We start from the raw sequence: 15,307 nt of genomic DNA on the forward strand, positions 1-15,307 counted from the left end.
ATCGGAGAACCCTCATGTTCAACCCCAGCGACGACGAGATCCAGTCGCTTGTCGACCAGATGACGGCTGCCGAGAAGGTCGATCTTCTAAGTGGACGCGGCTTGTGGAAGACGGCGGCGATCGAAAGATTGGGCATTCCTTCGATTGTGATGACCGACGGCGCCTACGGTGTCCGGTACTCGACGACCCAGATCGATGCCGGCGATAACGACGAAGATAGTCTGCAGGCATTCCTAGACGTTGTGGGCCAACAGGGCGATGGATCGGGCGGCATGTTCGGTACCACCCGCCCGGCAACGTGTTTTCCGAACGGCAATCTGCTTGGCTGTTCGTGGGATGTCGATCTGGCCTACCGCATGGGAGCCGCATTGGCGGCCGAGTGCCAGGATTTCGGTGTTCACCTGCTGCTTGGGCCTGGCATCAACATCAGGCGCACGCCGCTGGCGGGCCGGGCCTACGAATATTACTCCGAAGATCCTGTCATCAGCGGCGATATCGCGGCTGCGGTCATTTCGGGACTGCAAGATAATGGCGTAGGTTCCTCGCTGAAGCATTTTGCCTGCAACAACTCCGAAATCGAGCGGACGACCACCAGCTCTGATGTCGACGAGCGGGCCCTGCGCGAAATCTACCTGGCGGGGTTCGAACGCGCGATCGAAAAGAGCGGACCGTGGTCGGTAATGAGCGCTTATAATCCGTTAAACGGCATCCAGGCTGCTGAACATCATTGGCTGCTCACATCGGTGCTGCGCGAGGAATGGGGCTATGACGGCCTGGTCATGTCCGACTGGCATGCGATCAAGGATCGTGGAGCCGCGCTCAATGCCGGCACCGATCTCGACATGCCGGAAAGCCGACCGCGCAAGGCGCGCCTGCTTACGGCGGTCGAAGTCGGGGATGTTCAGCCCGAGGTCATCGATGCCGCCTGCGTGAGGGTTCTGTCACTGGTCGCCAAATGCAAGACGCACGAGCAGCGCGGCATCACGGCGGACCTTGAGGCACACCATGCACTTGCGCGCGACATCGCAGCGGAATCGATCGTATTGCTGCGCAACGAAGGCAGGGCGCTGCCTCTTGATCCCGCTACCTTGGGCAATCTGCTGATCGTTGGTGATGGCGCAATTACTCCCGTCATCCAGGGGTCGGGCTCGGCCACCACGAATCCCTACAGGGTGGATAGTCCATTCACTCAGATCTCCGCGCGGGCGGGACAGGGCTTGAAGGTTCGGCACCTGCCTTTCTCATCATCCGCGCAAGTGGACTCGTCGGCTTCGGTCGACGCGATCGTCGACGCAGCATCGCACGCCGATGTCGTCGTGGTGTTGGCCGAGAACGAGCCAAGCCTGAATGGCGAAGGCAACGACCGTCACTCGCTGAAGCTTGCCCCTAGTCACGACGCTCTCATCGCGGCACTTTCGGCGACAGGTCGCAAGCTGATCGTCGTGCTCTCGATGCCGGACACGGTCGAGATGCCCTGGATCGAGCATGTCGACGCCGTGCTCGCCAGTTTCTACGCGGGGCAGGGCGGTGGCGAGGCACTGGCCCGCATCCTGTTCGGCGAGCAGAACCCTTGCGGCAAGCTATCGGCCAGTATGCCGGTTCGCATGCAGGACATTCCGGGATGGCACACCTATCCGGGCGAGCGAGGCCGTCATCTCTATAGCGAGGGCATTTTCGTCGGCTATCGGTTTTATGATCTGAAGGCGATTGCCCCGGCATTCCCCTTCGGACATGGGCTCAGCTACACCTCTTTCGTCTATGAGATGATCGAGATCGATCAGGACGAGATTGGCGCGGATACCGCGTGCACCGTGCGCGTCACCGTCCGCAACAGCGGTCCGGTCGCCGGCAAGGAAATCGTCCAGCTTTATGTGCGCCCGCATGCGCCAGGCCTGAGACGGCCGGTCCGCGAACTCAAGGCCTTCAGCAAGGTGGATCTGCAGCCGGGCGAGGCGAAGGCTGTGTGTTTCACGCTGACGTCGCGCGATTTCCGCCATTTCGACACGGCGCGCTCCGCCTGGGTTCTCGATGCCGAAGCCTTCGAGATCGAGGCCGCTGCTTCATCGCGCGATATCCGTCTGTCCGCCATCCTGACGTGTCGCTCTGAAGCCGCCGCACTGCCCGTCATCCTACCCAACTCGCCAACTGCGATCGTCTTCTCTCATCCGAAGGCGGAGGCTGCTCTTGTCGATTTCATGGTCTCGGCGCTTTCCATCTCGGAGGTCGAAGCCGCGGCGCTTCTCGCCAAGACGAAAGGGTCCTTCCTCGGCTTCTACGACACGCTGAGCTGGTATGTCGGAGATAGCGTCAAGGAGAGCGACATCGCCCGGATTTTCGCGCACTTAAACGACGACCATGACGCAGGCAGCTAAGGAAATCGCATTCTGACAGCGCAACAGGGGTGAGCTTTCAATCGACCTCTACGTTCGGCGCTGGCGGGATACGAACTCAATGCAGCTTTCTGCTTTCCGACAAGGGGTGAATTTTGGCCGCCGATTGACACGTCGGCTATTTTCCGGCGGACGATATCCGCTACTGGACTTTGGAAAAAGGGCTTTTGTTCACAACCAGGTCGTCGGTTCGGATCCCATCAAGAGCATTAATCATTCCAATTGCTCTCGAGCGAAATTGATCAAGCTTTCAATGTGGTCGGCCACGGCGAGGCGCGTTTGTCGGATATCGCTGTGCTCCAATGCTTCAATTATCAGCAGATGTTCTGTCGAATCCGGCTTGAGCCGGTCTTTCAGCCGATCGATCTCGAACAGGCGCGTGGTGGCGCGCAGTTCCCGCAAGACCTTCGCCATGACCGCGTTGGCGCAATGGTCGATGATGAGATTGTGCAGGTTGTCGTCCGATACCCAATGGGCATCCGTGTGATAGGCCGTTGCGTCGAGAAGATCGTTGATTTCACGCCTGACGACGATCAGTTGCCGGCGCGGGATGTTGGGGATTGCCAACACAGCTGCTTCAGGTTCAATCAAAAGTCGCAGGCGCAGGCTCTGCAGATATTCGCCAATATCGACACGGCGAACAACGTAGTTGCGGCCGTCTCCCTTGCGTACCGAGCCTTCACCTTCCAGCCGCTGCAGAGCTTCACGCAAAGGAGTCCGGGAAATGCCCAGGGCCTCGGCAAGCTTCGCCTCGACGATGACCTGGCCGCCTTTCAGCCGGCGATGGCGTATCATGTCCGACACGGCCTTATATGCGAGCGAGGCGAGATTGTGCTGTCCGCTAGTCGAAGTGGCATCCTGCAGGGTTGAAATGTCGCTCACCTTTTCCTCGCTCTGCGCATAGCCGACATCGCTGGCAACGAACGGCTTTCCTTGGCGCAATTGGTGTTACATAAGATAGCCGAACTCATGAAGAAGCAAAAAGGGGATACATGGACGACCGGATGGACGATGCGGCCGAGGAAAGCCTGGCTGAGGAAACCTATCGGCTGCTTCTGACGGAAATTCTCTCGGCTCGGCTTGCGGGCGGATCGGTGGTGCAGCAAAGGCGGCTGGCAAGTCGATATGCGGTATCCCGCTCGCCGATGCGCCATGCGCTCGGACGCCTCGAAGGCGAGGGGCTGCTTGTCCGCAACGACAAGGGCGTCCTGTGCGTGCGCGTGATTACCTTGAAGGATTATCTCGATAGTCTTGCGATGCGCATGTTGCTGGAACCCAGTGCGGCCGCGGTCGCGGCGGGGCGCATGCCGGCGACGACACTGCATTCGCTGGAAGCGATGCTCGATGCGATCGAGGCGGATGCCGAGCCGGATCCGGAATTTGTCTGGCAATTTGACGACGCCTTGCACATGTCGATCGCCGATGCGAGCGGCAATAGTTTCATGGCCGCCACGATCGGGGAAATGCGCCGCTATACTACGATCTTCGAGCGGCAGATGGCCGTCGTGCGGGCAAAACCCGGCGTTGCCGAGCATCGTTGCATTCTTGCAGCCGTGGCGGGCAGCGATCCCGAGGCCGCGCGTCAAGCGATGACACGTCATCTCGAGGCGGTTCGCCAAGGCGTTCTCACAAATTTCTGACGGCAATCGAGTCATCTCTTGCATCGACGGGAAAGTGTTGTATAAAACTGGGATCCCAGATGAATGCAAGTGTCTGGGCATAACAAAAATAACTCCAGAGGTCAGCATGTTTCGATTTTCAATGTCACGCGGCCTGCTCGCCGCTTCGCTTCTATCCTTGACGACATCAGTCGCTCTTGCCCAATCCTGCACGCCGAAGGTCGCGGCAGGTGATTTGATCACTCCCGGAAAACTCGTCATGTCGACGAACCCGACCTTGCCGCCCCTGCAATTCGTCGATTCCAGCGGCGATCTGAAAGGCATGCGCATCGAACTTGGCACCGAGATCGCTAAACGCCTCTGCCTTGAGCCCGAATATATTCGCATCGAGTTTTCGGCGATGGTGCCGGGCCTGCAGTCCGGGCGCTGGGATATGATCGATACCGGCATCTTCTTTACCGAAGAACGCGCCAAGATCATGCAGATGATCCCTTACGAGGATCAGGCGATCAGTGTCTCCATCGCGCCCGGTTACGACAAGAAGATCGCCGGCAAGGACGACCTGGCCGGTATGACGATCGGTGTGGAAATCGGTGGCTTCGAGGAAACCAAGACGCGCCTGCTCGACAAGGAACTGCGCGATGCGGGCAAACCGGGCCTGACGATCCAGGCCTTCGACAATTTTGCGCTCGCCTACCAGGCCCTTCGCGCCGGCCAGGTTCAAGGCGTAGTCTCGATCGATGCCGTCGCGAAGGACTACGATGCGCGCGGCGACTTCAAGCGCGCCGTGAGCGGCCTCTATCCTGCCCCTGTCGCTGTTGCCTTTAAAAGCCCCAAGCTTGCCGATGCCGTTTCGGCGACCTTGAAGGAGATGAAGGCTGATGGTTCGCTAAAGACGTTGTTCGACAAGTATGGCTTGCCGATGGTGACGGGCGACTATTCCGTGAAGGGACCCGGCCGCTGATTGGACTGATCGGTCCATCGGAAGGGCTGCGCGCGGCTTTGCCGCGCGCTTCGGAAGGAAGGTTACGTTCATGCAGCTTTGGAGCTGGTCGGGTTTCTTCGGATACCTCTTCAACCCCTTCATTCTCGGGGGTGTCTTCACCACTATATGGCTGACGGTGGTCTCGCTGAGTGCAGGCCTGATCCTCGGATTTGCCCTGGCATTGATGCGGCGTTCGAAGGCGCGTCTGGTTCAGCTGGTAGCCAAGGCCTACATCTGGCTTTTCCGTGGCACGCCGTTGCTCGTCCAACTGATCGCCATCTACACGGCATTACCGCAGTTCGGCATCCGCTTCTCGGTTGTCGAGGCGGCGCTGATCGGGCTCGCGCTCAACGAGGCGGCCTATCTGGCCGAGATCATTCGTGCCGGTATCGAAGCCGTCCCCGAAGGGCAGGCGAGAGCCGCTCGCGCGCTCGGCATGACCGAGCGTCAGATCATGCGTCATATCGTTATGCCGCAGGCCTTCAAGGTCATCATTCCGCCGCTTGGAAACTCAGTCAACGGCCTTCTCAAAACGACGTCGGTGACCTCGGTCATCTCCATGGAGGAACTTCTGCGCCGCACCCAGGTCCTCATCCAGGAGCGCTTCATGGTGCTGGAGCTCTTCTCGGTAGCCGCCATCTACTACCTCCTTTTGACCACGCTCTGGGACTTTTTCCAGAGCCACATCGAGAAACGCTTCGGTCAGGCAGACTCCCGGCTGTCCATGACGGAAAAGCGCTAGAAGCAGGATAATCGACATGACCAAGAAATTTCGCGGTGTCTATACCGTGATGATCACGCCGCTGAACGAGCATGGCGCGGTAGATCTGAAGGCGCTTGCCGCCTTCACTGATTGGCAGGTTCGCCAAGGCATCCACGGATTGATACCGTTGGGGTCGACAGGAGAGTTTCTCTCGCTCAGCGAAGACGAGCGCGATGGCGTTGCACGGACGGTGATCGAAACCGTAGCCGGCCGTGTGCCGGTCCTGATCGGCGCCGGCGCGGAGGACACGCGCGAATGCGTTCGTCTGAGCCGCAAGGCGGAAGCGATGGGCGCCGACGGCGTCATGATTATTCCGCCCTTTTATTCGACCCCGACCGACGACGAACTGGTGCATCACTATCGCACCATCGCGTCAGCGATCTCCATTCCCATCATGGTCTACAACAATCCCGCAACGGCCAATGTCGACCTGAAGCCGGAGCTGGTCGAACGGATCGCTGAAATCGACGGCTGTGACTATATCAAGGAGTCGACGCTGGAGGTGACGCGCGTGCGTGATATCATCCGGCTCGCAGGCGACAATATGACGGTTTTCGGCGGCATTCTCGGCTTCGAATCCTTCGTCATGGGCGCGCAGGGCTGGGTGGCGGTCGCTTCCAATATTGCTCCAGGGCCGATGGCGCGCATTTTCGAGCTTGTGGCCGACGAAAAAAAGATCGACGAGGCCCGCGCGCTCTATCTGCATTGGCTGCCGATCATTCAGGCCGTCGGTGGGCAGGCCTATGTCGCCGGTTCGAAGTCGCTGTTGCGGCATATGGGTTTTGGCGCCGGTGCGCCGCGCCCGCCGCGTCTGCCTTTACCTGCCGAACAGGATGCAGCCATGAAAAAACTGGTTCAGGATTTCGGCCTGAAATTCGAGGCCTGAGGATACCGTCCGTGTCAACTGCTCCTCGATCCACGGCTGAACCGACCATCGAATTCTTCGTCGATGGTCGTTCTCTTCATGCCGAGCGCGGAATGACGATTGCTTCAGCGATCGAGGCCGGCGGCCATCACGGATTTTCGCGCGGATTGAAGGGCGAGGCGCGGGGGCTTTTTTGCGGCATGGGCGCTTGTCATGATTGTCTCGTGACCGTCGACGGCAAAGTCAGCCAGCGCGCCTGTATGACTACCGTCGAGGCTGGCATGCATGTTCATAGGCCATCTTCGCGTCCGGCTATCGCGTCCGGACAAATTGCAGATCTCTGTGACGCCCCGATATCTCTCGCAACCATGGAGATCGATCTGCTGGTCATTGGCGCTGGACCAGCCGGCCTTGCCGCTGCGGAAGCGGCTGCTAGCGCCGGTGCGAAGGTAGCGATCGTTGATGAACGCAAGATCGCAGGCGGCCAATATTATAAACAGCCTGCGACGTCGACGGCCGTGGCGCAGCTGGAACACGACGCGCAGGCACGCGAAGGGCTGGACCTGATCCGAAGTGCCAGCAAGGCCGGTGTCACCCTGATCGGCGAAACGGTCGTCTGGGGCGCCGAAAACGGCGAAGGCGGCACCATCATTGCCTGCTATCGCCCATCGGGCGCATTCTATTGCAGGCCTCGAATGATCGTAATTGCAACCGGCGCCTACGAGCGACCATACCCGGTGCCTGGCTGGACGCGCGCGGGCGTCATGACGACCGGGGCAGCACAGACCCTCCTTAGAAGCTACGGTACCGTGCCTCACGGCAGGATCCTGATTGCCGGCAACGGGCCTCTCAACATCCAGGTTGCCAATGAGATCCGTAGGGCGGGCGGCACAGTGGTCGCGCTGGTCGAAGCCGCAGCGCCGCCATGGTCGAAACCTTTCGAGGCTTTGAGTTTATTGAAGCTCGGTGGCGGTCTTGCCGTTTACGGCGCACGGCAGCTCGCGGCTTTGCAGGCGGCCGGCATCTCGCTCCACTGGGAAAGCAAGATCACTTCAATCCATGGTTCCGCTCGCGTCGAGGCCGTCACCATATCCGGCCCAACGGGTGACAGGAGGCTCGATGCCGATACCGTCCTTATCGGCGGCGGCTTTGCTTCCTCGAATGAGCTTTCCCGTTTCCTCGGCTGCGGTCACGAGGTTGCCGGCGGCGAGCTGGTGGTTACGAGTGGTGATGATGGCGAGACTACGTTTTCTCACATTCACGTCGTTGGCGAGGCCGCGCGTTTCGGCGGCGCTCATATCGCCAAGGCGCAAGGCCGGCTGGCCGGGCTTGCGGTCGCGCGCAAACTGGGCCTTGGCGGAACACCCGATCGTGAAGCCGAACGCAGGCTTGCCCGCCATCGCGCCTTCCAGGCCAGTCTCTGGACGGCTTTCAAGCGGGCAACGGTTGATCGAGACGAGGCGCTTGCCGACGAGACGATCATCTGTCGCTGTGAAGGTATAACGGCCGGTACCCTAAAGGCGATCATTGCGAAAGGCGCAGCGGATATCGCCACGTTGAAGCGACTTTCGCGTGCTGGGATGGGGCGCTGCCAAAGCCGCTACTGTGGTCATATGCTGGCTAAGATCGCAGATGAGAGGCACAGCATTGGAGAGACCCACGGGTTTCTGGCGCCGCAAATGCCATTGCGTCCCATTCCTCTGGCCGCCCTTGCCGTTGAAAAACCAGAATGGGGAGGACACAAGCGCGCCATGCTGCCCGAGAAGCAGCCATTGCAGTCGGCCGAGCCCCTGCCGTTTTCACAAACATCGACGTTGGTGATCGGGGCAGGGATCGCCGGTCTGTCGACGGCGCTTTTTCTTGCAGGCGAAGGCGAGGAGGTTGCTGTTGTCGAGCGTGCCTTTGTCAATTCGCTTGCCTCCGGCGGAAATGCCGGAAGCCTGCATGCGCAGCTTCTATCCTTCGATCATGGCGCGCGCGCGGAAGTCGGCGGTGGGCCGGCGGCGCAAACGCTGCCTCTGCAGCGGGATTCCATCGCACTTTGGGGCGCCTTGCAGCAGGAGCTTGGTCGCGATTTCGAGATGAAGGTAACCGGTGGCCTGATGGTCGCCGAGACCGAGGCGCACATGCATTTCCTTGCCGAAAAGGTCGCTGTCGAGCAGCGCGCTGGCATTGATTGCCGGCTGATCGGTCGCGAGGAATTGCGCACTCTGGAGCCAGGATTATCGCCGGCTTTCCTCGGCGCCGCCTATTGCCCGCAGGAAGGCAAGATCAATCCGCTCGTTGCGACCCAACATATCCTCGAGGCCGCGCGCGCGAAAGGAGTCCGCATCATCGAGAAATGCGAGGTTGTCGCCATCGCTGCGGTCGCATCTGGTTTCGAGGTGCGGACATCACGCGGCATGATCAGAGCAAAACGTATTGTCAATGCGGCCGGCGCCTTTTCTTCGCGCATCGGTGCCATGCTCGGGGTCGACATTCCCGTCTTCGGCGCGCCGCTGCAGATGGTCGTCACGGAGGCGGCCGCCCCTTTGATTTCCTGTCTTGTTGCTCATGCCGATCGCCATCTGACATTGAAGCAGGCGGCCAACGGCAATTTCATCATCGGCGGCGGCTGGACGGCTGGTCTTGATCCGGTACATCAGCACCCCCGGCCGCTGCTGTCGAGCCTCGAGGGCAATCTCTGGGTGGCCCAGCATGTGGTTCCGGCGCTGCGCAAGCTGCATATCATCCGCAGCTGGGCGGCCATGAACATCAATATCGATGGCGCGCCGATCCTTGGCGAGCATCCCCAGCAACCCGGCTTCTTCAACGCCGTGACCTCCAACGGCTATACGCTCGGTCCGCTTCTCGGCCAACTCACCGCGCAGCTCATCCTGGGTCGGGAGACTGGACGAGCGCTGCAAGCCTTTTCCATCACTCGTTTCGCGAAAGGCCGCTCATGATCGAGATCAATGGCGTCTCCAAATTCTACGGCACCCATCCGGTTCTGAAGAACTGTACCGTTCAGGTGGCTCGGGGCGAGATCGTCGTGGTCTGTGGACCATCTGGCTCAGGCAAGTCGACCTTGATCAAGTGCGTCAATGGTCTCGAACCCTTCCAGGAAGGTTCAATCCGCGTCCACGGGATCGAGGTAGGCGATCCGAAAACGGATCTGCCGAACTTGCGCACGCGCGTCGGTATGGTCTTTCAGAATTTCGAGCTCTTTGCTCATCTCAGCATCCTCGATAACATCATGCTGGCCCAGAAGATCGTGCTTGGTCGCAGCCCCGTCATGGCGGAAACCAAGGCCATGCAACTGCTGGATCGTGTCGGTTTGACCGACCAAGCCAGAAAATTTCCGAGCCAGCTTTCCGGTGGCCAGCAGCAGCGCGTTGCCATAGCCCGCGCGCTCGCCATGGACCCCTTGGCGATGCTTTTCGACGAGCCGACGTCTGCGCTTGATCCGGAAATGGTGTCTGAAGTGCTTGATGTCATGACCGGCCTGGCAAGGGATGGAATGACGATGATGGTGGTGACCCATGAGATGGGTTTTGCCCGCCGTGTGGCCACCCGCGTCATCTTCATCGACCAAGGCGAGATTGTCGAAGATAGGCCGAGTGAAGAATTCTTCACCTCTGGTCACAATCCGAGAACGGAAGCCTTTCTCGGCAAGATCCTCCGGCATTGATGGATGCTCACGTGCGGTCGAAACCGCACCGCCTCCACCGGAACCGACCACAATAGAGACAACCGAAGCAAGAGAGAGTGGAATGAAACTGAAGATCACTGCCGGCCCATTTGAATTCGATGCCATGCTGGAGATGGTAAAGGCGCCCAAGACCTGCGAGGCCTTCCTGCAGGAGATACCTTTCGAAGGAAAAATCGTACACGTGCGCTGGTCGGGCGAGGGCGTGTGGATTCCGCTTGGGGAACAAGATTTCGGCGTCGCTTATGAGAACCATACCAGCCATCCTGCCCCGGGCCAGATCATTCTTTATCCCGGCGGCATCAGCGAAACCGAAATCCTGCTTGCCTACGGCGGCGTCGATTTCTCGTCAAAGATGGGACAGCTTGCCGGAAATCATTTCATCACGCTTACATCAAACCTCGACAAGTTGCCCGAGCTGGGGCGCCTAGTTCTATGGGAAGGTGCGCAAAACATCCGATTTGAGCAGGTTTCGGAATAATTCGACCCAAGGCGTTATCGCCCTTTTCAAAGGGTACCGCTCAGCTGATCTCTCAGTCACATCCACTTCATGCAGCTGTGACCGGAATTGTTGGGTGTGTGACCCAAACCCTGGTGATCTATCGATGGGTCGGTGAAACGGTTTCGTTATACCGCTCCGTCGTTGCGGCGATGTAATTGCGCCATCCACCATAATGCGTGATCTCCGTCGCGTTAGAGAGTGCCGCGGATTCGACGAGAAAGCCCTTGGCCGAGGTACCGTCCAACAGCATGATGGTGCCGATACCGAGCGGAGTTGGTATTGCCGCGACAAACTGGCCGAAGGCCGACGGGGTCAATTGCCAGACTTCGACATCGATCGAGTTGCCGGATCGGTCCGCAACGCGAATGAGGCCCGGCTTTGGCGGGGTCTGTCCCTGTAGCGCATAAAGCCGGTAGCAATCCGACGTTTGCGTCTTGCGCAGCAATTGGCCTCCAAGATCAAGAAGCTGTCCGTTCAAAGGCATGCCGGAGAGATGGGCTCCAACGACGACGACATCAATCAAGCCGTTCGTCGCAATTCCATCCGTCATTTTCGTGGTGGGCTGGGGCCAACCGGTGGCACCAAGCGTCGGGACACATTCCCGATGAATGTCGCGCGCGAGTGATGCGGCAAGGCCGTCTTTTCCAAGGGGCGAAAGTAGGGTGACGCTGGCTGGGCGACCATCGCCGCGTTCGCCTGTCGGCACCGCAATTCCGCAGAGATCAAGCAGATTGACGAAGTTCGTATAGGTGCCCAGGCGCGAGTTCTCGCGGATCGGCTCGGCTTCCAGCTCCGCGCGTGTGTAGTGGCGCGGGGCGGTCGGTACGCAGATGAGATCGACGGAGGCGATGATGGGCGCGAGCTTCCGCTTCAGCGCCTGCAGGGCATAGAAGCCGTTGAAGGCATCGGCCGCCGAAAGCGTCTTCGCGGCGCCATAGATCTCGCGCGTAACTGGATGGAAACTGGCTTCCTTGTGATCGAAAAACTCTTTCACGGCGGCATAGCGCTCCGCGACCCACGCGCCTTCGTAGAGCAGATCCGCCACCTTGTAGAAGTCGCCGAAGGGTATTTCCACCAGGCTGTGACCGAGGCCGGAAAGCATGGCAAGCGCGGCCTCGTAAGACCTCTGCATCGCGTCGTCGCCGAAGAAGCGGAGATCGCCCTTGGCGGGTACGCCGATCGTCAGCATCGCCGCGGTCGTGCCGAAGCCGGCAGCTGGGATCGTTCGCGAATAGTCATCGCTCGGGTCCGGCTGAGAGGAGATGGAAAAAACTTTCCAGGCATCATCCACCGTCAGCGCGAAGATCGACACGCAGTCGAGCGTACGGCAGGCGGGAATGACACCCGTGGTCGAAATCGCACCGACGGAGGGCTTCAGACCGACGATATTGTTAAGACCGGCCGGGATGCGCCCGGAGCCAGCCGTATCGGTGCCAAGCGCAAAGCTGACGACGCCCTGCGCGGTCGCAACCGCCGAGCCGGAGGAGGAGCCGCCAGGCACGAGATCCGGATCGATCGCATTGCGCGGGATCGGGTAGGGCGAGCGCACGCCGACAAGGCCGGTCGCGAACTGGTCGAGATTGGTCTTACCGATGACGAGCGCACCGGCCTCCTTCAACAGCCGGACAACGGTCGCGTCGGCTTTTGGCATATAGCTGTAGTCAGGGCAGGCGGCTGTGGTCGGCATGCCGGCGACGTCGATATTGTCCTTCACGGCAAAGGGAATGCCCCAAAGCGGTTTTGTCGCGGGGTCGAAGGTACCAAGCGCTTCAGTCTCAACCAGTAGATCTCGGATGTCGGCAAGATGGATGAAGATGCCCGGATCGTTTACTTCAGCAATGCGTGCAAAAACTGTGTGGATCATGCCGGTGGCCGTCAGACCGTTCTGATAGGCTGCGTGTAGGGAGGCGATATCGAAAGCTGGTTCCGCTCTCATGGTGTATCCTCATCGAGTATTTTGACGGGCCGGTCCCACTGGATGAGCACGACGCAGCCGGTGTCGCTCCAGACCGAATGTTCGGTGCCTGCGGTGTTCACCACATAACTGCCCTTGCCGTAGTCGCCGGCCTCGTCCGATTGGGTGCCCTCAAGCACCAGAATGGTTTCAAGCCCCTCGTGGCGATGGCGAGGCACCAAGGCTCCGGCCTCGTATTTCAGCAGCGCCACGCCCGGTTGGTCGCCTTCGAAAGGGCGGATCCAGTGGATTGTCACGTCGGGTCGGAAGGGGCCGAACTCCAGTTCCTTCCAGCCGCCAGACGTCAGGAGTTCGCGGGTAGTTTCAGGCATGAATCGCCTCCAATATGTCGTCCACATGCGCCGTCCAGCCGACGATCGCGCCTTGGGCGCGGATCATGGCGATGGCGGCAGCCTTGAATTCGGGAAAATAGCTCTCGGTCGCCTCCTCGGCGAGCAGGCATTCATAGCCGCGATCATTGGCCTCGCGCATGGTCGTTTGGACGCAGACTTCGGTCGTGACCCCGGCGAAGACGAGCTGGGTTATGCCGCGCCGTTTCAGTATGTCGCCGAGATCGGTGGCGTAGAACGCGCCCTTGCCGGGCTTCTCGATCACCACTTCATCGTCGATGGGTGCCAGCTCGGGCAGGATCGCCGTACCGGATTCGCCTGCTATGAGGATGCGGCCCATCGGGCCTTCGTCGCCGATGCGCAGCGAAGGATTGCCGCGTTCCCGCTTGGCGGGTGGCAGGTCGGAAAGATCGGGCCTATGGCATTCCATCGTGTGGATGACCGGCAGGCCCGCCTTGCGGAAGCCATCGATCAGCCGTTTCACGTCGGGCACGATTTTCGTGATGCGGCTGACATCGTTGCCGAGGCTTTCGCCGAAGCCGCCAGGCTCGGCGAAGTCCCGCTGCATGTCGATCACGATTAAGGCGATGTGATCTGTCTTCGCTGTAAAGGCGAAGGGTTCTGCCTTGATATCGATCATCAATGATGCCCCGCCATGTGGGCGCCGATCACGCCGATATCGGCCGACAATGCCGGCGTCTCGTAGACCAGCTTGCCCTCGGAAATGACCATGATGCGGTCGGACATCTCGAGCAGTTCGTCGAGATCCTCCGAGAGCAGCAGCACGGCGGCGCCGGCATTGCGGGCGCGCATGATACGGGCGCGGATCTCGGCGACGGCGGAGAAGTCGAGGCCGAAGCAGGGGTTTGAGACGATCAGAAGATCGACTTTGCCTGTCAGCTCGCGTGCTAGCACCGCGCGCTGGACATTCCCGCCCGAAAGCGCCGCTATCGGTGACGAAGATGAGACGGTCTTCACCTTGAAATTGGTGATCAATTCGGCGGCGCGCCTCTTCATCTTCCTCGAGTTCAGCCAAATCGCATCCTTGCCGTCTGATTTGACATCGAAGGTGCGGAAGGCGAGGTTTTCGCTGACCGTCATCTTCGGCGCGCAAGCATTCTGCAGCGGCTCCTCGGGAACGAAGCGGACATTGTTCCTGCGCGTCTCCGGCCTGGTCGCGCCGTAGACCTTGCCATTGACCATGACCCGGCCCGCATCCGTCGGACGCTGGCCGGCAAGGATTTCCGTCAGTTCCTTCTGGCCATTGCCGGAAATGCCGGCGATGCCGACAATCTCGCCGGAGCGCACCGTCAGCTTATCGATCTCGATGGTCTTCAGGCCGGAACGATCCGGCGCCTTTACCTGCTCGACATGCAGCACCGCTTTTACCGTATCCGTGACGGGGACGCGCGTGTCGAGCTCAGCGAGCTTGACGTCGCCGATCATCATCGCCGCCATGTCCGCCGTCGAAAGTTCGCCGACCTTACCGCCGCCGACAAGCTTGCCGCGGCGGAGGATGGATACCGCGTCGGCGAATTTCGTCACCTCGTGGAACTTGTGGCTGATCATCAGCACCGTCAGCTCGCCGCGCTCGGTCATGCCGCGCACCAGGCCGAGCATCTCGTCGGCCTCGGCAGGCGTCAGGACGGAAGTCGGCTCGTCGAGCACGAGGAAGGAGCGGCCGAGATAGAGCTGCTTGACGATCTCGAGTTTCTGCTTTTCGCCGGCGGCAAGCTCGCTGACCGGCCGTTCAAGCGGGATTTTGAATGGCATGTGCTCCATGAACGCGGCGAGGTCTCGGCGCTCTTTGGCCCAGTTGATCACAGCGGGCACTTGCGTGCGGCTGATGACGAGATTTTCGGCGCCCGTCAGCGAAGGCACCAGCGTGAAATGCTGATAGACCATGCCGAGGCCGTAGGTCGCAGCATCTCTCGGCGAGGCGATCGTCACCTCTCGACCATCGACCGAGAGCGAACCGGAGGTCGCGTGGTAGAAGCCCATGATGCATTTGACAAGCGTCGATTTGCCGGCGCCATTCTCGCCAAGTAGGGCGTGGAAACTGCCGGCCGGAATGTTGACTGAGACATTGTCGAGCGCGGTGAAGCTGCCGAAGCGCATCGTCATGTCGAGCGTGTCGATGCCGACGGCCTTGCCAGTTTGCGGAAGGGGCGTGTCGCGGATTATGCTCACT

General features: G+C 60.2%; 13 protein-coding genes. 8 read left to right on the forward strand and 5 right to left on the reverse strand.

Going from position 1 to position 15,307, the window contains the following annotated elements; genetic code table 11:
- Window positions 1–14: 14 nt before the first annotated feature.
- Window positions 15–2,372 carry a beta-glucosidase family protein gene (locus ACPYOP_RS14735; RefSeq protein WP_481411108.1) on the forward strand — a complete coding sequence of 786 codons (2,358 nt, stop codon included), beginning with the start codon at window positions 15–17 and terminating at the stop codon, window positions 2,370–2,372.
- Between the two features lie 231 nt (window positions 2,373–2,603).
- On the opposite strand, the gene ACPYOP_RS14740 is transcribed toward ACPYOP_RS14735, so the two are convergent.
- Window positions 2,604–3,272, reverse strand: coding sequence for a GntR family transcriptional regulator (locus ACPYOP_RS14740; RefSeq protein ID WP_481411148.1), 669 nt, complete (start codon window positions 3,270–3,272; stop codon window positions 2,604–2,606).
- Between the two features lie 110 nt (window positions 3,273–3,382).
- On the opposite strand from ACPYOP_RS14740, the gene ACPYOP_RS14745 reads away from it, so the two are divergent.
- The 7 genes from ACPYOP_RS14745 to ACPYOP_RS14775 all read left to right on the forward strand — a co-directional run bounded on the left by ACPYOP_RS14745 (window position 3,383) and on the right by ACPYOP_RS14775 (window position 10,791).
- Window positions 3,383–4,030 (forward strand): GntR family transcriptional regulator, encoded by a 648-nt coding sequence (locus ACPYOP_RS14745; RefSeq protein ID WP_481411109.1) that lies wholly within the window; start codon window positions 3,383–3,385, stop codon window positions 4,028–4,030.
- A gap of 106 nt (window positions 4,031–4,136) precedes the next feature.
- Window positions 4,137–4,973 carry an ABC transporter substrate-binding protein gene (locus tag ACPYOP_RS14750; protein WP_481411110.1) on the forward strand — a complete coding sequence of 279 codons (837 nt, stop codon included), beginning with the start codon at window positions 4,137–4,139 and terminating at the stop codon, window positions 4,971–4,973.
- Window positions 4,974–5,043: 70 nt separating this feature from the next.
- Entirely contained in the window at window positions 5,044–5,736 is a 693-nt protein-coding gene (locus ACPYOP_RS14755) for an amino acid ABC transporter permease (protein WP_075854636.1), read from the forward strand.
- A 16-nt stretch (window positions 5,737–5,752) separates the two neighbouring features.
- The gene (locus tag ACPYOP_RS14760) at window positions 5,753–6,643 is read left to right on the forward strand and encodes a dihydrodipicolinate synthase family protein (RefSeq protein WP_481411111.1); all 891 of its coding nucleotides are present in this window, start codon (window positions 5,753–5,755) and stop codon (window positions 6,641–6,643) included.
- An 11-nt stretch (window positions 6,644–6,654) separates the two neighbouring features.
- The gene (locus ACPYOP_RS14765) at window positions 6,655–9,567 is read left to right on the forward strand and encodes an FAD-dependent oxidoreductase (protein ID WP_481411112.1); all 2,913 of its coding nucleotides are present in this window, start codon (window positions 6,655–6,657) and stop codon (window positions 9,565–9,567) included.
- On the forward strand, window positions 9,564–10,292 hold the full coding sequence (locus tag ACPYOP_RS14770; RefSeq protein WP_481411113.1) for an amino acid ABC transporter ATP-binding protein: 729 nt from the start codon (window positions 9,564–9,566) through the stop codon (window positions 10,290–10,292). The genes ACPYOP_RS14765 and ACPYOP_RS14770 overlap by 4 nt, the downstream gene beginning before the upstream one ends.
- An 82-nt stretch (window positions 10,293–10,374) precedes the next feature.
- Entirely contained in the window at window positions 10,375–10,791 is a 417-nt protein-coding gene (locus ACPYOP_RS14775; RefSeq protein ID WP_481411114.1) for a DUF3830 family protein, read from the forward strand.
- A 118-nt stretch (window positions 10,792–10,909) separates the two neighbouring features.
- Here ACPYOP_RS14775 and atzF read toward each other — a convergent pair whose 3' ends face one another.
- From atzF to ACPYOP_RS14795, 4 genes are read right to left on the reverse strand one after another with little or no spacing between them, the layout of a single operon-like run.
- Window positions 10,910–12,748 (reverse strand): allophanate hydrolase, encoded by a 1,839-nt coding sequence (atzF, locus tag ACPYOP_RS14780; protein WP_481411115.1) that lies wholly within the window; start codon window positions 12,746–12,748, stop codon window positions 10,910–10,912.
- Window positions 12,745–13,098 (reverse strand): cupin domain-containing protein, encoded by a 354-nt coding sequence (locus ACPYOP_RS14785; RefSeq protein ID WP_481411116.1) that lies wholly within the window; start codon window positions 13,096–13,098, stop codon window positions 12,745–12,747. The genes atzF and ACPYOP_RS14785 overlap by 4 nt, the downstream gene beginning before the upstream one ends.
- On the reverse strand, window positions 13,091–13,756 hold the full coding sequence (locus tag ACPYOP_RS14790; RefSeq protein ID WP_481411117.1) for a cysteine hydrolase family protein: 666 nt from the start codon (window positions 13,754–13,756) through the stop codon (window positions 13,091–13,093). The genes ACPYOP_RS14785 and ACPYOP_RS14790 overlap by 8 nt, the downstream gene beginning before the upstream one ends.
- The gene (locus ACPYOP_RS14795; protein WP_481411118.1) at window positions 13,756–15,306 is read right to left on the reverse strand and encodes an ABC transporter ATP-binding protein; all 1,551 of its coding nucleotides are present in this window, start codon (window positions 15,304–15,306) and stop codon (window positions 13,756–13,758) included. The genes ACPYOP_RS14790 and ACPYOP_RS14795 overlap by 1 nt, the downstream gene beginning before the upstream one ends.
- Window position 15,307 lies beyond the last annotated feature (1 nt).

Source organism: Rhizobium sp. KNZ2-6A (genome assembly GCF_056755475.1).